The following is a 17,318-nucleotide window of genomic DNA, read 5'->3' on the forward strand; positions in this document are numbered from 1 at the left end:
GCACTCCATTTCCATCATGCTGACCATTACCTCGCTGTTCGAAAACACGGTTGCGAAGTACCCCGACCGTCTCGCGCTGGTCTGCGCCGACGCGCGCTTGACCTACGCGCAATGGGACGTGCGCGTACGCGGACTCGCGCAGGCGCTGTTCGATCTGGGCGTGCGGCAAACGGATCGCGTAGCCATCTTCCAGAAGACATCGGATGCAACGGCCACCGCGTATCTCGCCTGTCAGTTACTCGGCGCGATTGCAGTTCCAATGAACTACCGGATGTCCGCGAACGACGCGGCGTTCATCATCCGCGATGCCGGCGCGCGGGCACTGATTTACGACGATTCGATGCACGCCGTCGTCGCGAAGGTCGAACAGGGCTTGCCCGATCTGCGCATCTATGTGCGTGTGACAGGGCACGGCGGCCACGGCGATGAACTTCCCGGCGACGGCGATGCGCCATCGCATCATCACGACTTCGATTCGCTGATAGACGGCACGCGTCATCGCGATGCGCCGCTGCCTCCCGTCACGCCCGAGGACATCTCGGCGCTGGTGTACACGTCCGGCACGACGGGGCGCCCGAAAGGCGCGATCCATACGCATAGCAACGACGTCGCGATCGCCACGAACTGCGTGATGGAATACAGCCTGACGAGCAGCGATTCGGCGCTTCATATCGCGCCGCTGTACCACGTCGGCGGCATGCAGGCGTATTTCATGCCGCACCTGATGGTCGGTGCGGCCAACATCGTTCTGCCGCGCTACGATCCCGAGCGCACGCTCGCCGCGATCGGCGAACATCGCATTACGACGCTCTTTGCCGTGCCGACGCAGATCCAGGACATGCTGTTCCATCCATCGTTCACGCGGACCGATCACAGCAGCCTGCGGATGATCACCACGGGCGGCGCGGCCATTCCCGCCGCAGCGATGCAACGCGTCATCGACGAGTTCTGTCCGAATGTCTACAACGGCTACGGCATGACCGAAGCGAGCCTGACGCTGCTGCTGCATCCACGCGATGCGCTGTCGCGCCTCGGGTCGTGCGGCAAGCCGACGCTGATCAGCACCTGCCGCGTCGTGACGAACGATACGGAGCGCGTCGTGCCATCCACGGAAAGCGTGGCGCCTGGCGAAGTCGGTCAACTGATCGTACGCGGCCCGCAACTGGCGCGCGCGTACTGGAACAATCCAATCGAAACGGCAAAGAAGTTTCGCGACGGCTGGCTCTATACGGGCGATCTCTTCAGCGTCGACTCGGGCGGCTATTTCCACTTTCACGGCCGCGCCGACGACATGATTGTCTCGGGCGGCGAAAACATCTATCCGCGGGAAGTCGAAGAGGTGCTGTATCACTGTCCCGGCGTGCAGGAGGCCGCGGTGATCGGCGTGCCCGATCCGAAGTGGGGCCAGGCGGTCACGGCGTTTGTCGTGCGCAGCGACGCACAGTTGACGGAAGACGCCGTCATTGCGTTTTGCAAGGCGAGCGACGACCTCGCGCCATACAAGCGGCCAAAGAAAATACTGTTCGTGGACCGCTTGCCGCTGAACCCGAGCGGCAAGGTGCTGCGCCGCGAACTGGCCGCATCGGTTGCCGAAGAACTTCTGCGCACGGGAACATGAACATGAACGAACCGGTACTTTACGAACTGGACGGTGGCGTCGCTACGATCACGCTGAACCGTCCGGCAACGCGCAACGCACTCACCGAAATGGAAGTGGTCGACGCGCTGGTAGCGAGCCTCGCGCGCGCGCAAGCCGATCTGAGCGTCCGCGCAATCGTGCTGACGGGCGCGGGCCCGGCATTCTCCTCGGGCGGCAACATCAAACACATGCGCGACGAACTCGGCACGTTCGCCGGCAACGCGGCACGAATACGCGAGAACTACCGGCGCGGCATTCAACGCATTCCGCGCGCGTTTCATGAACTGGACGTGCCTTGCATCGCCGCGGTCAACGGACCGGCGCACGGCGCGGGCTGCGATCTCGCGCTGATGTGCGATATCCGTATCGCCGCAGAAAGCGCGCTGTTCGCGGAGAGCTTCGCCAAGGTCGGCATCATTCCGGGCGACGGCGGCGCGTGGCTGCTGCCGCGTGCAATCGGTTTTTCGCGCGCCGCGGAAATGATTTTCACGGGCACGCCTATCGATGCCCAATGCGCGCTCGCGTGGGGGCTCGTCTCGCGGGTGGTGCCGGACGCGGAACTGCTGTCCGCGGCGAAGGAACTGGCGGCGCGAATCGCCGTCAATCCGCCCAACGTGCTGCGCATGAGCAAGCGCCTCATCCGCGAAGGACAGCGGATGGACCTGCCGAGCCTGCTGGAACTCTCGGCGGCTTTTCAGGGCATCGCGCATCGCACCGAGGATCATCGCGAGGCGCTCGCCGCGACTTTCGAAAAGCGTCCGCCGAATTACACCGGCGATTGAGGCGGGCCCGATAGCGCTTGCGCACTCATGCGGCGATGGACCGGCGCGGCCCGATATGCGACAGTTTCCTCACCTTGGCCAATCCAGCATGGACATGCGCAGGAAAATGAACGATGAGGGTCCGCAACCGGCTTCCGCCCGCAGTCAAAAGTGGCCGGTGGCGGGAAAGGGCGCACTGGCCGCCGCACTCGCCGCCGCGCCCACGGAAAGCACGGCGGATTCGAGCCGGGAGCGACGGCCCGACACGGAACGCATCGGCTTTTTCCTCGTACCCAACTTCTCGATGATGGCGCTCAGCTCCGCGAGCGAGCCGCTGCGCGCGGCTAACCGGGTGAGGGGCAAGCCGCTGTATAGCTGGCATCTCATCAGCGCCGACGGCGAGCCCGTGTCGTCGAGTTCCGGATTTTCGCTGCAGCCTGAATCCGCAATGACGTCGTCGATTGCCGTGGACCAGTTGTTCGTGGTGGCGAGCATCGGTGTGGAGAACTACCGCAACGAGCGGGTGTTCGACTTTTTGCGCCGCTATGCTGCGACAGGCAAACCGCTCGGCGGCGTGAGCCTCGGCACGATGATCCTCGCGCGCGCCGGGCTGCTCGACAAGCGGCGTTGCACGATTCATTGGGAAGCGTTGAAGGCACTCGCCGACGAGTTCCCTTCGCTCGCGGTCACGCGCGACCTCTATTGCATCGACGGCGACCGGCTGACATGCGGCGGCGGCACCGCGGCGATCGATCTGATGCTCGACGTGATCGCGCGCGCGCATAACCATCGGCTCGCCGCCGATGTCGCCGATCAGTTCCTGCATACGCGGATTCGCGCGTCGCAGGAAAGCCAGAAAATGGCGATCCAGTGGCGCTACGGTATCGAGGACCGGCGCATCGTCAATGCGATCACGCTGATGGAGCAGAACATAGAGCGCCCCGTTCCTGTGCAGACACTCGCCTCGCTGGTCGGTATCTCGCCTCGCCAGTTCGAGCGCATGTGGCTCAAGCATTTCGACATGGGACCGTCGCAGTTCTATCTGGGCGTGCGCCTGAAGGCGGCGCAAAAGCTCCTGCATGAATCGACCGCTTCCATCTTCGACATTGCGATGCAGTGCGGGTTTGCCAGCGCTTCGCATCTGGGGCGGTGTTATCGGAAGGTCTTTGACGTCACGCCGGGACAGGAACGTAACGTCAAGGGGAAGTGAAGCTGCCGTTGCGAGTGTAGTATTCCACCGTATATTGGCGTCGGCCGTGACAAGGGCATCGATCATGTCAAGCGAGTGGAAGCGCCGCATCAGGCTGTTTATCCAGCGTTTCTGGCAGCCCACAAGCGCATGCATGACCTGCATGCCGGGTAGCTGGGGCAATATCATGAGCCTTGTCCACTGGACGATTGCATTCCGCACCGGTTTGCTCACCGGGCTCCTGGCCATACTTCTGACTTTCACACCTGCAGCGAAACTCTACGGGCATCGCTACGGCAATGCGCTTGTCGTCGGCGTCCTGACAGCGATAGGCGACGCCTACTCCCACGCGAGTCACTACCGAATCCCCTACGTCGAGCACATCCTGACGGGGGCTATTTCAGGTCTTCTGGCGCTGGTTGCGTCATATCTTTTCGAAGACCGCGCGCGTCGTGTGCGGCAGGTGTGGGCGCGGCTTTTCGGGTAGCAACGCCGACTCCACGCACCCACCCTATACACACATATAATTTTCCCGGCAGGCTTTTCTCCCTAAGATGGGAACACCTGAACGGCGGGCGAAGCAACAGCGTGCCGCCGTAACCGCATGTATGGCAGAGGATCAGTCGCTTGCATTCCCATCCGATAGCTTCGATTATCGACGACGACGAATCCGTCCGCATCGCCACATCGAGTCTGGTTCGTTCGCTGGGTTGGGACGTGCGGCTCTATGCGTCGGCCGAAGATTTTCTCGCCTCCGGCCAGATCGCGGATGTCGCGTGCGTCATCTCCGACGTCCAGATGCCGGGCATGAGCGGGCTTCAGTTGCAACGCCGTCTGATCGACGACGGAATCACTCTGCCGGTCATCTTTATCTCCGCGTTCGCATCGGACGCGGTGCGCCGCCAGGCGCTGGACGATGGCGCGCTGTGCGTGCTGAGCAAACCCGTCGATGGCGCGGCGATATTGCGTTGCCTCGAAACGCTGCAGGCGGAACGCGGCGAGCCTTGATTAAGGCTTCGTCGGGAAGGGACTTAACGGTTGGATACCGAAAAACTCAGATAAGATAACTGCCGGATTAAATGGGTCGGCGTCCCGCGTGTCTGACTTCCATGCGCCGTTATGGCGGCGCGAGACAGGGTCCCCGGTACTCGTCAACGAACGTTTACCTCGAATGCCTATGCCTGCATCGCCTCGTTTCGTCTCCCTCCTTCTCGCGCGGCGCGCTCAATCGCCGACATGATATTCCGCTCACGCGCCGACGAACCGATGCGGCATGACCCACGCGTGCTGTACGTTCTCGCGGCGGCAGTCGCGCTCGTCGTATTCCTGATCGACGCATTCACGCCACTCGATATTGCGATCGCCGTGCTGTACGTGGTCGTGGTGTTGCTCGTCGCGTCGACGAGTTCGCGGCCCGCTGCGATTCTCACGTCATGGGGTTGCGTGGCGCTCACGGTGATCGCCTTTGCAATGTCCCACGACGAGCACTACTCGGGCGGCCCGGTCGCGCGCTGTCTCGTGAGCCTGCTCGCGATCGCGACGGCGTCGGTGCTCGCGCTGCGCAATCAGAAGAGCACGGCGACGCTGCAGGAGCAGTTGCAGTTACTCGATCTGACGCATGACGCGATTGTCGTGTACGACATGAACGATCTGATCACGTTCTGGAATCAGGGCGCGGAACAACTCTATGGATGGACTACGCAACAGGCGATCGGTCAGCCGGTGCATGAGCTGACGCAAACGCGCTCGTCGGTCTCGCTCGACGAAATTCGCCGCGAGTTGTTGCGTTCCGGGCGCTGGCAAGGCGAACTGCAGCATGTGCGCAATGACGGCACAACGGTCGTCATTTCGAGCCGCTGGGCGCTGTGGCGCGATGCGAAAGGCAAGCCGCGCGCCGTGCTCGCCACCAACAACGACATTACCGTCCGCAAGCAGATGGAAGGCGAGTTGCGGCGCCAGAAGGACGAATTGCGCGCGACCATCGACGCGATTCCAGGCATGGTCTGGAGTTCGTCGAGCGATGGGCGGCTCGTCTTCATCAACCGTCGCTGGAACGAACTGGGCGTGACGTGCGTGGAGAACGACGGCGACATCTGGCGCTCGATCGTTCATCCCGACGACTGCGGCGCGATGCAGCACGCCTGGCACGAAGCCATTGCAACGGGCGCGCCGTTCGAAAGCGTGTCGCGCATCCGGCACAGCGATGGCGTCTACCGGTGGATGCATATCGGCGCGGAACCGCTGCGCGATAGCGCCGGCAAGATTTTGCGCTGGTATGGCGTGAACACCGATATCGAAGAACGCAAACAGGCCGAGCAGGCGCTCGCGCGCAGCGAGGCGTTTCTGTCCGACGCGCAGCGTTTGAGCCGCACCGGCAGCATCGCGACGAAACTGCCCGGCGGCGAGATGTGGTGGTCCGACGAAACGTATCGAATCTTCGACTATTCGAAAGACGTCGCGCCCAGCTTCCAATTGATCCTCGCGCGCGCGCATCCGGAAGACATCGCGCTGATGAGGCAGGCTTATCAGCAGAGTCTCGCGGGCGTGCCGTTGATTGATCTCGAACATCGCCTCGCGATGCCCGATGGAAGCGTCAAACATGTGCACTACGTCGCGCGTCTCGCCGCACCGCAATCGGCGAATCCCGAATACGTCGGCGCGCTGATGGACGTGACCGAACGGCGGGCGGCGCAGGAAGCGCTCGACCGCTCGACGGCCGAACTCGCGCACGTCACGCGTGTGACGATGCTCGGCGAACTGGCCGCGTCGATCGCGCACGAGGTCACGCAGCCGCTTGCGGCGATCGCCACGTGCGGCGACGCCGCGCTGCGCTGGCTGAACCGTCCGCAGCCCGATCTGAAGGAAGTCGGCCAGTCGATTAACCAGATGATTCACGACGCGCGGCGCGCGAGCGATGTGATCCGCCAGATACGGTCGATGGCGCAAAAGCGCGATCCGAGCCACGCGGTACTCGATCTGAACGCTATAGTGAGAGAATCCATCGAACTCGTGCGGCGTGAACTGGATGCGCACCGCGTCGAAGTGGATGCCGATTACGCGAGTCCCGCGCCGTCGGTGTGCGCCGACCGCGTGCAGTTGCAGCAGGTCGTGATCAACCTCGTGATGAACGGCGTGCAGGCCATGTCGGGCATCACGGCCCGGCCGCGGGAATTGCGGATTCGCACGCGCTCTTTCGACGCGCGGCACGCATTGGTGGTCGTGGAAGACTCCGGCACGGGCATCAGCGAAGAGAACGCCGGGAGGCTTTTCAACGCATTTTTCACGACGAAGGCGGAAGGCATGGGAATGGGACTGTCGATCTGCCGCTCGATTGTCGAGGCGCACGGCGGCCGGATCTGGGCGGAATCTCAAGGGGGAAAGGGTGCCGTGATGCAGTTCGTTCTGCCGCTCGATGAGGCAAAGCGCAATGAGCACTGAACCGGTCAACGCGACTAGCGCGATGGTTTATGTCGTCGACGACGACGCGTCGATGCGCGAAGCCGTCAGCATGTTGCTGCGCTCCGTCGGCTTGCGCGTTGAACTGTTCGCGTCCGCGCAGGAATTCCTTGCGTTCCCGAGACCGGACGTGCCGAGCTGTCTGATTCTCGATGTACGGCTCAAAGGGCAAAGCGGCCTCGCCGTGCAGGAACAGATTGCCGCGGGCGAATTGCGCGTGCCGATTATCTTCATGACCGCGCACGGCGATATCGCGATGTCGGTCAAGGCAATGAAGGCCGGCGCAATGGACTTTCTCGCCAAGCCGTTTCGCGATCAGGACATGCTGGACGCCGTGGCGAGTGCGCTCGGCAAGGACGAGGAACGGCGCGAAGCGGACCGCTCGGTCGCGGACCTGCGCCGCCGCTACGCATCGCTCACGCCGCGCGAGCGCGAAGTGATGGCCTTCGTCGCGAGCGGCCTGATGAACAAGCAGATTGCCGCCGAAATGAACCTGAGTGAGATCACCGTCAAGATTCACCGCGGTCAGGCGATGAAGAAGATGGAGTCGCGCTCGCTTGCCGATTTCGTGCTGAAGGCCGAAGCGCTCGGCGTCAAACCGCCACAAGGCACGACTACGCCACCGCGCATTCAGCGCGGTTAAAGCGCGTCCAAGTGCGTTGAAGTGCGTTAAAGCGCCGGAGGCTGTCATGCGAATACTGATTATCGAAGACGAACCGAAAACGGGCGCCTACCTGAAAAAGGGCCTTGAAGAATCGGGCTATTCCGTCGACGTCGCCAACGACGGCGCCGATGGTCTGCTGCTCGCGCAGGAGCAGGACTACGACGTGATCGTGCTCGACGTGATGCTGCCGACCATGGACGGCTGGGCCGTGCTGAAAGTCCTGCGCGCCACGCGCACCACGCCGGTGCTGTTCCTCACCGCGCGCGACGACGTGAGCGACCGCGTGCGCGGTCTCGAACTCGGCGGCGACGACTATCTCGTCAAGCCGTTCGCGTTCGTCGAACTGCTCGCACGCGTGCGCACACTGGCGCGACGCGGCCCGCCGCGCGAAAGCGAACTGCTGAAAGTGGGCGATCTGGAAATCGACGTGAACCGTCGGCGCGTGCGCCGCGGCAACACGCGCATCGATCTGACGCCGCGTGAATTCTCGCTGCTGCAACTGCTCGCGCGCCGTCAGGGCGAAGTGCTGAGCCGCACGCAGATCGCGTCGTATGTGTGGGACATGAACTTCGACAGCGACACGAACGTAGTCGAAGTGGCGATTCGCCGGCTGCGTGCGAAGATCGACGACGACTTCCCGGTCAAGCTGATACAAACGGTGCGCGGCGTCGGCTACGTGATCGAATTGAAAGAGACCGATTGATGGCGGCGCGCTCGCTGACCACCACGCTTGCGCTTGCCTTCGCCGGAACGACGTTGATGGTGTTTGCGCTGGTCGGCAGCGTGTTGTATTTCGCGCTCGACCGCGAGGTCAAGCAGCAGGACGATCTCGACATCGTGCTGATCGCGCGCCATACCCGGCGTCTCGCGCAGGAAATCGCGACGCTTGCCGATTTGCGCGCCCATGAAGACCGGCTGACGAGCCAGGTGCTGGGCAATCTCGCGATGTCGATGGAAGTGCGCGGCCCCGACCGCAAGCTCGTGTTCGAGCACAACACGGCGGGCATCGCCGATCCGGCCGTGCCGTCGCCGACCCTGGCGAATCCGCTTGGTGCGTCACAGCGTATCGCTGAGACCAACATCGTGGAATGGCACAACGCGCGCGGCGTGCCTGTGCGCGGGCTCGCAGCGGATGCGGTGCTGGGCGACGGCACGCCCGTCACGCTGGTCATCGCGCGCGATATGACGGACCGCTGGCGTCTGCTCGATTACTATCGCGAGCGTCTTTATGGCGCGGGCCTGGCCGGCATGCTGCTCGCGTTCCTGATGAGCTGGATGCTGGTGCGCGAGTCGCTGAAGCCTTTGCGCGAAATGGCGGGCAAGGCCGCGACGATCACCGTCGACAAGCTCGACACGCGCATAAAAGTCGATAACGTACCGAGCGAACTCGCCACGCTGGTGGTCTCGGTGAACGCGATGCTCGACCGGCTGCATGGCGGCTTTCAACGCATGTCGCAATACACGGCCGATCTCGCTCACGATCTGCGCACGCCGCTCGGCAATCTGCGCGGCTCGACCGAAGTCGCGCTCGCACGTCCGCGCTCCGCCGACGAATATCAGTCGCTGCTCGCATCGAATCTCGAGGAATGCGAGCGGATTTCGCGCATGATCGAAAGCGTGCTGTTTCTCGCGCGCGCCGAGCATCCGCAGTTCGTTACGACGTTGAGCGAACTGGATGCCGCGAAGGAACTCGCGCGCATCGCCGAATACTTCGAAGGCGTCGCCGACGATGCCGGCGTGCATCTGCAAGTGACGGGCGGCGGCCGCGTTCACGCCGATGCCGAGCTGTTCCGCCGCGCGGTCAGCAATCTGCTCGCGAACGCGATCCGCTATACGCCGCGTGACGGCACGATCACACTCGGCGCGCAGGGTACGCCGCACGGCTTGCGCGTGACCGTCGCCAATCAGGGTGCGCCGCTCGACCCTTCGTTGCTCGAACGCATCTTCGACCGCTTCTATCGCGTCGATCCTTCGCGCAAGAGCGATCCCGAGTCGACGGGTTCGACGGGACTCGGGCTCGCCATCGTGCGCACGATCATGGAGTTACATGGCGGCTCGGCGCACGCCGAAAGCGACGCACAGAGCACGCGCTTCATTCTGACCTTTGCGCATCGGTAAGCGTCGCGCGATCCCAGCCGCCGCCTAGCGCCTTCAGCAACTGCACGCTCGCATCGACGCGGCGCGCGTCGATCTGCTCGGCCGTGCGCTCGTTGGTGAGCGCGATGGTCTGCGCCGTGACGACATCGAGATAGCTGACGGCGCCCGCCTGATAACGGTTCGTCGTGAGCTTCAGCGCGAGTTCCGCCGCTGATGTCGCACGCTGCTCGCTATCCGCTTCACTGGCGAGCGTGGTCAGCGCCGAGAGGTTGTCCTCCACTTGCTGAAACGCAACCAGCACCGTTTGACGGTAATCGGCGACCGCGCCGTCGTACTGTGCGTTCGCGCCTTTGAGCGCGGCATTGCGGCGGCCGCCGTCGAATAGCGTGCCGGCGAGTTGCGAGCCGATCGACCAGAAGAGGCTCGGCGCGGTGAGCCACGGTGCGAAGAACGTGCTTTCGAGTCCCGCGGTGGCCGAAAGCGTCAGGTCCGGATAAAAGGCCGCATGCGCCTCGCCGATCTGCGCATTGGCCGCTGCGACGCGCCGCTCGGCGGCGGCGATGTCGGGTCTGCGTTCGAGCAATTGCGACGGCAGTCCCGCGGGGATCTGCGGCAGCGCGATGTCGCGCACCTGTTGCGGCAGCGCGAACGACGAAGCGGGCACGCCGATCAGCGTCGCAATCGCGTGTTGCAACTGCGCGCGTTGCACGTCGATATCGCTGTCCATCGTGCGCGTGCTTTCGAGTTGGGTCTGAGCTTGCGCGACGGCGGAGGCATCGATGGCTCCGTCGTTCAACTGCTGCTGCACGATCTTCAATGCAGCGGTGTACGCCGTGACGGAATCGTCCAGCAGTTTCTTTTGCCGGTCGAGCGAGCGCAGATCGAAGTAGTCGAGCGCGAGATCGCTTGCGATGGAGAGGCGCACCGATTCCAGATCGGCCTCGCTTGCCTGCGCATTGTCGCGTGCGTTGACGGTCGCATCTTTCACGCGGCCGAACAGGTCCGGCTCCCAGCTCGCCGACACGCCCACCGAATAATCGGGCACCGTCTTGCCCGCGAGCGAATGGCCGAGGACGTTCTGCGACAAACGCGCGCGCGATTGTGCGGCGCCGGCGGTGATCGTCGGCGCGTAGCCTGCGCGTTGATAGTCGATCATCGCGCGCGCTGCCTGCAACTGCGCCACTGCCTTGGCCACGGTCTGATTGGACACATCGACGCGGGCTTCGAGACGGTTCAATTCGTCGTCGTTGAAGAGCGTCCACCAGGGGCCGCGCGGCTGTGCATCGGCCGGAGCCGCGACAGCCCAGCCGGGCGCGGCCGTGCCTGCATAGTGATCGGGCACATCGACAGAGGGATGCGTATAAGAAGGCAGCGTCGAGCACGCAGTCAGCGCGCACGCAACGCCGATTGCAAGGTTCCTGCGAATGGATGCGACGGGTACGTTGAGCATGGTCATGCGCCTCGCTTAGCCGTGGAGCGCAGCGGATGCCACGACGCGTACCGCTTCACCGTTGCTGATGGCGTCGCCGGGATTGTTGATCACGCGATCCGTTGCTTCGACGCCCGTAGCGATTTCCACATAGGTGCCGAAATCGCGGCCGATCGTTACCGTCTTGAGCTGCACCGTATTGCTCTTGCCGATCACCGCGACGGTCACGCCGTCGGGCCTGAACAGCAATGCGCTGACGGGCAGTTCGAGCGCGGGATGCGCGGTCTGCAACGCGAGATGCACCTGCGCATACGCACCTGGCAATAACGCGCCGTCGTGATTGTCGACATCGACTTCGACACGCAGCGTGCGGCTCACGGGATCGATCGCATTGGCCGAGCGCGCGACGGTAGCTGCAAAGCGGCGTCCGGGATATTGCTGCGTCGTCAGATAAAGCAGCGTGCCCGTTGAGATGCTGCTCGCGTCGTCCTGCGGCACGTTGACGAAGATACGCAGGCGGTCGGTCTGTTCGATATGAAAGAGTTCGCCAGGCATCCCCGCGAGCCCCGGCGATCCGCCCGACGTCACCAATGCGCCCACATCGACGTTGCGTACGGTGACCACGCCGTCGAACGGCGCGGTGACTTTTTCATACGACACCAGTTCGGTGAGCCGTGCGACGTTCGCCTGCGCGGATTGCAACGCAGCGAGTTTGGCTTCGCTATCGCTCGTCTTCGCATCGGTGTCCTGCTGCGAAACGGACTGCGTTTTCAGCATCGTTTGCCAGCGCTGAGCGGTGCTGTTCGCGAACGCGTAATTTGCTTTTGCCGTGGCTTCGTCGGCGCGCGCCTGTTTTAGTTGCGCGTCGAGTTCCGGCGTCTGGATGTCTGCGAGCGTCTGCCCGGCTTTGACTTTCGTGCCAATGTCCGCGTACCAGTGCTGGACGTAGCCGCTCGTGCGTGCATAGATCGACGCGTCGGCGTACGGCGTCACGGAACCCGGCAACAACAGTTCCTGCGATGCCGGTGCGCGCGTCGGCGCGACTGTTTCGACGGGCACTTCGCGCTGCGCGTAGACCTGCTCGGTGAGCGCGGTGCTTGCATGCAAACGCGGCACGATGCCGAGTGCCAGCAATGCGGCGGCGACTGCGGCGAGCGCAACGGGCAATATCAAGCGACGGCGCTTCACGGCTTCGTTATTCGCAGCGGCGCGCGAAACGGGCAGGGCGTTGGTGCGCGTGGCCGCATCGGGCGTCGGCGGCAGATCGGACGTAGTCATGGCGGTTCCTTATTGAGCGTGTGGTGTCAGCGACGCATCGGCGGCACGGTGCGCGCGGCGCTTGGCGAGCCACGCATGCACCATCCCGAACACGACGGGAACGAACATGAGCGTGGACAGCGTGCCGATCGCGAGGCCGCCGATCACCGCACGTCCGAGCGGCGCGTTCTGTTCGCCGCCGTCGCCGAGACCGAGCGCCATCGGCAGCATGCCGATCAGCATCGCGAGCGCCGTCATCAACACAGGACGAAAGCGGTTGAAGCCCGCATCGAGCGCGGCCGCAAGCGGCTCCATGCCGTTTTGCAACGACTCGCGCGCGGTGTTGATCACCAGAATGCTGTTCGCCGTCGCGATGCCGATACAAAGAATGGTTCCTGTCAGCGCGGGTACGTTCAAGGTCGTGTGCGTCGCGAACAGCATCCATGCAATGCCGGCCAGCGAGCCAGGCAGACCGCTGATGATGATCAACGGATCGAGCCACGACTGAAAGTTCACGACCATCAGCAGATAAACGAGCGCGATCGCGAACACGAGCCCTGCGCCGAGGCCCGCGAACGATTCGTTCATCGACTGCACCTGGCCGCGGATCACGATGGACGAGCCGGGCGGCAATTGCGCGCGCGCTTCATCGACGAGCTTCGTGACGTCCGCAGCGACGCCGCCGAGATCACGTCCTTGCGTCGACGCGAAAATGTCCAGCACCGGTTGCACGTTGTAGTGCGAGACGACGGCCTGTTGCGAGCCGCGCGACATCGTGCCGAGCGTGCCGAGCTGATTTTGCGGATCGACGCCGAGCTGATTCGTCGTCAACGGAATGTTCGACAGCGTTTGCAGCGAATGAATGTCGTATTGCGGCACTTCGGCCAGCAGCGGATAGCTGACGCCGTTCTTCGGGTCGAGCCAGAAGTTCGGCGTGGTCTGCGAACTGCCGGACAGCGCGATCAACAGGTTCTGCGCGACATCGCGCTGCGTGAGGCCCGCCTGCATCGCCTTCGTGCGATCCACGTCGACGTTGATGGCCGGCGCGTCGCCGGGCTGCTGGATACGCGCGTCGACGAGTCCGCGCACGCCGCGCAGTTGCGCCAACAGATGGTCGGCGACGACACGATTCGCCGCGAGCTTGTTGCCGACAATCTGCACGTCGATCGGCGCGGGCAAACCGAAGTTCAGAATCTGGCTGACGATGTCGGCGGGCAGGAACGCGAATGTCACGCCGGGAAAAGCCGTGTTCAGTACGTCGCGCAGTTGCGCGACATATTGCGCGGTGGGTTTGTGATCCGGCTTCAGCGTGACCATGATGTCCGCGTCTTCGGAGCCGATCGGGTCCGACGAGTCGTACGTCAGGTTGATGCCGCTCACCGGCACGCCGATGTTGTCGAGCACGGCAGCCTGCTGCGACTGCGGAATCACGGTTCGAATCTTTGCTTCGACCTCATCGGTCAGGCGCGCGGTTTCCTCGATGCGCGTGCCTGTCGGCGCACGCAGATGCAGACGGATTTCTCCGGTATCGACAGCGGGGAAAAAGTCACGTCCCGCGAACGGAATCAGCGCGAGCGAAGCGAGACAGAGCGCGAGATAAATCGGCAGAAAGCGGCGGCGGTTTGTGATCGCGCGTTGCAGCACGGAGCGATAGCGATTGCGCAGCGCTTCGAAGCGCTGCTCGAAGCGCGCCTGGAAGCCGGCAAACACGTTCTTGCGGCGCTGCGCGGAGTCACCCGCTTTCGAAGGCGCGCGCATCAGATACATGGCGAGCGTCGGGATCAGCGTGCGCGAAAAAAAGTACGACGCGCACATCGCGAAGACGACGGCCTCGGCCATCGGCACGAACAGGTAACGGGCGACACCGGATAACAGAAACATCGGCACGAATACGATGCAGATCGACAGCGTCGACACGAACGTGGGCACCGCGATTTCGCCGGAGCCGTTCAGAATCGCGTCATGCAGCGGCGCGCCCTTTTCAAGGTGATGCGTGATGTTTTCGATCGCGACGGTCGCGTCGTCGACGAGAATGCCGACCGCGAGCGCGAGTCCGCCGAGCGTCATGATGTTGATGGTTTGCCCGAGCGCGGCCAGTGCGATCAGCGACGTCAATACCGCGAGCGGAATCGACACGGCGATGATGAGCGTCGCGCGCCAACTGCCGAGAAACAGCAGGATCATCGCGGCTGTGAGACACGCGGCGATCAGACCTTCGCGCACAACGCCGGAAATCGCGGCCTTCACGAATACCGACTGATCGGACAGCGGCACGATGTTCAAGGCCTTCGGCAGACCCGCGGCGATCCTGGGCAGCATGGCCTTGACCTGCTGGATGATCGTCAGCGTCGACGCGCTTCCGGTTTTTTCGACTTGCAGCAAGGCGGCACGCTTGCCGTCGCTGCGCACCATGTTGGTTTGCGGCGCATAGCCGTCGATCACATGCGCGACGTCGCGCACATACACGACGCCGCCTTTTACCGTCTTGATCGGCAGATCGTTGAGCTTCGCGACCGTGTCGGTGCTGCCGTTCATCTCGACGTTATATTCGCGCGAGCCGATCTTCGCTGTGCCGCCCGGCAGTATCAGGTTCTGCGCGTTGACTGCGTTGACCACGTCGATCGGTGCGAGTCCTTTTGCCTGTAGCGCTCGCGGATCGAGTTCGACCATGATCTGGCGAATCTTGCCGCCGAATGGCAGCGGCACCGCGGCGCCCTGAACCGTGGCGAGTTGTGTGCGGATGAAACTGTTGCCGAGGTCATAAAGAGACTGCTCTGGCAGCGTATCGCTGGAAAGGCCAAGCTGCAGCACTGGCACCGTCGATGCGTTGTACGTGATGATGTTCGGCGGCAACGTGCCGGGCGGCAGCACGCGCAGAATCGACGCCGAGTTCGACGCTGCTTCCGCGATCGCGCGATTGATGTCGGCGCCAGGGTGAAAGAAGATCTTCACGACCGACACGCCGTTCAACGACTGCGATTCGATGTGCTCGATGTCGTCCACGTCGGAAGTCAGCGCGCGCTCGTAGTTCGACGTGATGCGACGCGCCATGTCTTCGGCGGAGAAGCCGTTATACGACCAGACAATGCTGACGACGGGAATGTCGATGTTCGGAAAGATGTCCGTGGGCGTGCGAATGATCGCAAGTGGCCCGAGTATAAATAGCAGCACGGCCAGAACAATGAAGGTGTACGGCCGCTGCAGCGCGAGTCTGACAATCCACATAACGTTTTCCTGGACGATGGCGGTCGGAATGCCCTGTGCGAAAGCGACGCAAACGGGGCTTCGTAATGGGAGGCAGTGTGCCGGGCAGGCACTTACTCGCGAGTGACGGACACATTACAAGTCCGTCATCTATGCAGATGAGAGCGCCGTAACGAATGGATCGGCGTTGGGATAACCGTATGAACCCGATAAAGGGCTAAAGATGACAAGCATGTAATGCGGGAGTCACCATTGAGTCAGCAGCGGTTGCGCAGAATGCAACCACTCCTTCACGACTAGCGGTGAAGGTTTCAAAGGCTCCGTTTATCGTGAACGCAGCCGCTACTCAACGATAGGTGAACCATCATGAAAGCACTTTTGAACGCTGTCCTCGTCTCCTGCGCATTGGCCGCACCCGCTCTTGCATTTGCGCAAACCACCAATGGTCCCGTCACACGCGCCGAAGTGCGGGCCGATCTCACGCGTGTCGAACAGGCAGGCTACCAGCCGGTCGCTTCTGATGCGTCGTATCCCGCCGACATTCAGGCTGCCGATGCGAAAGTGGCCGCAGCGGATTCGGCGCTCAGCATGACGTCGAAGGGCGGCGTTGCAATGGAGGGCTCGTCGCAGTCGGGCGCGACGACCACGCGCGCGTCATCGGACCATTCATCGGGCAACGGCAAGTCGATCTTCTTCGGCCATTGATGGCGGCGGGGCGCAGCGGGGCTGCGGTATCGCGTGTCATGCTGAAAAGGAAAGCTGCATCAAGAGAGCCCTTCGCCGGCCGCGGCATGACGCCCGCGCAACCAGCCGATACTCGCGAGCAGCAGCACGGCGAACACGATCAGCATGGTCGCGACCGCGAGAATCGACGGGTCGATGGAATCGCGAATGCCGCTCCACATGCGCCGGGGCACCGTCGTTTGATCCGGGCCGCCGATGAACAGAATGACGATCACTTCATCGAACGAGGTCGCGAAAGCGAACACGCTGCCGGTCGCAACGGCCGGCGTGATGAGCGGCAAGGTCACGCGTCTGAACGCGACCCAGGGGCGCGCGCCGAGCCCGGAAGCCGCGCGCAACAGGCTGTGATCGAACGAAAGCAATGAGGCGGTCACCGTGATCACGACGAATGGCGTGCCGAGCGCCGCATGCGCGAGCACCACACCTGGATATGAATTCACCAGGCCGAGCGGCGCGAAGATCAGATAGAAGCCGGCGGCGACAACCACGATAGGCACGATCATCGGCGAGATGATGAGCGGCATGATCAGCGAGCGCAGTGGAAACTGCGCGCGCGAAAGACCGAGCGCCGCGAGCGTGCCGAGACAGGTGGCAATCAGCGTGGAAGCCGCGCCGATGCCGATGCTGTTAAGCAGCGCCCGCTGCCAGTCCGGGCTTGTCAGCGCCTGCTCGTACCAGCGCAGCGAGAAGCCCTGCATCGGATACGAGAAGTACGAACCGGAATTGAACGAGAGCGGAATGATCGCGAGAATCGGCGCGACGAGAAAGAGCAGCACGAGCGCGGTATGCACCCGTACCCAGCGCGCGGCGATGCGTTCGGTCAGCATCTTGTTGCGTTGATCTTGCATGTCGTTCCTTCGTCGTGTGCCTGTTTTTTC

General features: G+C 63.1%; 14 protein-coding genes. 10 read left to right on the plus strand and 4 right to left on the minus strand.

What is annotated here, in order from left to right; genetic code table 11:
* Positions 1 to 16: 16 nt before the first annotated feature.
* The 9 genes from C8K18_RS24370 (at position 17) to C8K18_RS24410 (ending at position 9,827) form a co-directional block, all read left to right on the plus strand.
* On the plus strand, positions 17 to 1,618 hold the full coding sequence (locus C8K18_RS24370) for a class I adenylate-forming enzyme family protein (protein WP_107710205.1): 1,602 nt from the start codon (positions 17 to 19) through the stop codon (positions 1,616 to 1,618).
* 2 nt (positions 1,619 to 1,620) lie between these two features.
* The gene (locus C8K18_RS24375; protein WP_107710203.1) at positions 1,621 to 2,421 is read left to right on the plus strand and encodes a crotonase/enoyl-CoA hydratase family protein; all 801 of its coding nucleotides are present in this window, start codon (positions 1,621 to 1,623) and stop codon (positions 2,419 to 2,421) included.
* A gap of 106 nt (positions 2,422 to 2,527) precedes the next feature.
* The gene (locus tag C8K18_RS24380; protein ID WP_258196188.1) at positions 2,528 to 3,610 is read left to right on the plus strand and encodes a GlxA family transcriptional regulator; all 1,083 of its coding nucleotides are present in this window, start codon (positions 2,528 to 2,530) and stop codon (positions 3,608 to 3,610) included.
* Positions 3,611 to 3,674: 64 nt separating this feature from the next.
* Positions 3,675 to 4,076, plus strand: a complete 402-nt coding sequence (locus C8K18_RS24385) for a hypothetical protein (protein WP_107710198.1) — start codon at positions 3,675 to 3,677, stop codon at positions 4,074 to 4,076.
* A gap of 140 nt (positions 4,077 to 4,216) precedes the next feature.
* Complete coding sequence (locus C8K18_RS24390; protein ID WP_006048295.1) at positions 4,217 to 4,597, plus strand: response regulator transcription factor; 381 nt, start codon at positions 4,217 to 4,219, stop codon at positions 4,595 to 4,597.
* Between the two features lie 258 nt (positions 4,598 to 4,855).
* Positions 4,856 to 7,027: a PAS domain S-box protein gene (locus C8K18_RS24395; RefSeq protein ID WP_258196187.1), complete on the plus strand. Its 2,172-nt coding sequence runs from the start codon at positions 4,856 to 4,858 to the stop codon at positions 7,025 to 7,027.
* The gene (locus C8K18_RS24400) at positions 7,017 to 7,688 is read left to right on the plus strand and encodes a response regulator transcription factor (protein ID WP_006048293.1); all 672 of its coding nucleotides are present in this window, start codon (positions 7,017 to 7,019) and stop codon (positions 7,686 to 7,688) included. The genes C8K18_RS24395 and C8K18_RS24400 overlap by 11 nt, the downstream gene beginning before the upstream one ends.
* 46 nt (positions 7,689 to 7,734) lie before the next feature.
* A complete protein-coding gene (locus C8K18_RS24405) occupies positions 7,735 to 8,412 on the plus strand; it encodes a heavy metal response regulator transcription factor (protein WP_006048292.1) in 678 nt (225 codons plus the stop codon).
* The gene (locus C8K18_RS24410) at positions 8,412 to 9,827 is read left to right on the plus strand and encodes a heavy metal sensor histidine kinase (RefSeq protein WP_107710192.1); all 1,416 of its coding nucleotides are present in this window, start codon (positions 8,412 to 8,414) and stop codon (positions 9,825 to 9,827) included. The genes C8K18_RS24405 and C8K18_RS24410 overlap by 1 nt, the downstream gene beginning before the upstream one ends.
* On the opposite strand, the gene C8K18_RS24415 is transcribed toward C8K18_RS24410, so the two are convergent.
* The 3 genes from C8K18_RS24415 to C8K18_RS24425 are packed head-to-tail and all read right to left on the minus strand — an operon-like array spanning position 9,802 to position 15,717.
* Entirely contained in the window at positions 9,802 to 11,256 is a 1,455-nt protein-coding gene (locus tag C8K18_RS24415; RefSeq protein ID WP_107710313.1) for an efflux transporter outer membrane subunit, read from the minus strand. The two genes, C8K18_RS24410 and C8K18_RS24415, sit on opposite strands and share 26 nt — an antisense overlap.
* Before the next feature lie 15 nt (positions 11,257 to 11,271).
* Positions 11,272 to 12,513, minus strand: a complete 1,242-nt coding sequence (locus C8K18_RS24420; RefSeq protein WP_107710190.1) for an efflux RND transporter periplasmic adaptor subunit — start codon at positions 12,511 to 12,513, stop codon at positions 11,272 to 11,274.
* Between the two features lie 9 nt (positions 12,514 to 12,522).
* Positions 12,523 to 15,717 carry an efflux RND transporter permease subunit gene (locus tag C8K18_RS24425; protein ID WP_107710188.1) on the minus strand — a complete coding sequence of 1,065 codons (3,195 nt, stop codon included), beginning with the start codon at positions 15,715 to 15,717 and terminating at the stop codon, positions 12,523 to 12,525.
* Positions 15,718 to 16,062: 345 nt separating this feature from the next.
* On the opposite strand from C8K18_RS24425, the gene C8K18_RS24430 reads away from it, so the two are divergent.
* The gene (locus C8K18_RS24430; RefSeq protein ID WP_107710186.1) at positions 16,063 to 16,401 is read left to right on the plus strand and encodes a DUF4148 domain-containing protein; all 339 of its coding nucleotides are present in this window, start codon (positions 16,063 to 16,065) and stop codon (positions 16,399 to 16,401) included.
* Positions 16,402 to 16,460: 59 nt separating this feature from the next.
* Here C8K18_RS24430 and C8K18_RS24435 read toward each other — a convergent pair whose 3' ends face one another.
* Entirely contained in the window at positions 16,461 to 17,288 is an 828-nt protein-coding gene (locus C8K18_RS24435) for an ABC transporter permease (protein WP_006048286.1), read from the minus strand.
* Positions 17,289 to 17,318 lie beyond the last annotated feature (30 nt).

It is taken from the genome of Paraburkholderia sp. GV068, assembly GCF_003058125.1.
GTDB classification, from domain to species: domain Bacteria; phylum Pseudomonadota; class Gammaproteobacteria; order Burkholderiales; family Burkholderiaceae; genus Paraburkholderia; species Paraburkholderia graminis.

Coding starts and splice junctions, on each gene's coding strand:
- C8K18_RS24415 (WP_107710313.1), bottom strand. CDS start 11,256: ATGCTCAACGTACCCGTCGCATCCATTCGCAGGAACCTTGCAATCGGC.
- C8K18_RS24385 (WP_107710198.1), top strand. CDS start 3,675: ATGTCAAGCGAGTGGAAGCGCCGCATCAGGCTGTTTATCCAGCGTTTC.
- C8K18_RS24395 (WP_258196187.1), top strand. CDS start 4,856: ATGCGGCATGACCCACGCGTGCTGTACGTTCTCGCGGCGGCAGTCGCG.
- C8K18_RS24380 (WP_258196188.1), top strand. CDS start 2,528: ATGAACGATGAGGGTCCGCAACCGGCTTCCGCCCGCAGTCAAAAGTGG.
- C8K18_RS24400 (WP_006048293.1), top strand. CDS start 7,017: ATGAGCACTGAACCGGTCAACGCGACTAGCGCGATGGTTTATGTCGTC.
- C8K18_RS24405 (WP_006048292.1), top strand. CDS start 7,735: ATGCGAATACTGATTATCGAAGACGAACCGAAAACGGGCGCCTACCTG.
- C8K18_RS24425 (WP_107710188.1), bottom strand. CDS start 15,717: ATGTGGATTGTCAGACTCGCGCTGCAGCGGCCGTACACCTTCATTGTT.
- C8K18_RS24370 (WP_107710205.1), top strand. CDS start 17: ATGCTGACCATTACCTCGCTGTTCGAAAACACGGTTGCGAAGTACCCC.
- C8K18_RS24435 (WP_006048286.1), bottom strand. CDS start 17,288: ATGCAAGATCAACGCAACAAGATGCTGACCGAACGCATCGCCGCGCGC.
- C8K18_RS24430 (WP_107710186.1), top strand. CDS start 16,063: ATGAAAGCACTTTTGAACGCTGTCCTCGTCTCCTGCGCATTGGCCGCA.
- C8K18_RS24420 (WP_107710190.1), bottom strand. CDS start 12,513: ATGACTACGTCCGATCTGCCGCCGACGCCCGATGCGGCCACGCGCACC.
- C8K18_RS24375 (WP_107710203.1), top strand. CDS start 1,621: ATGAACGAACCGGTACTTTACGAACTGGACGGTGGCGTCGCTACGATC.
- C8K18_RS24410 (WP_107710192.1), top strand. CDS start 8,412: ATGGCGGCGCGCTCGCTGACCACCACGCTTGCGCTTGCCTTCGCCGGA.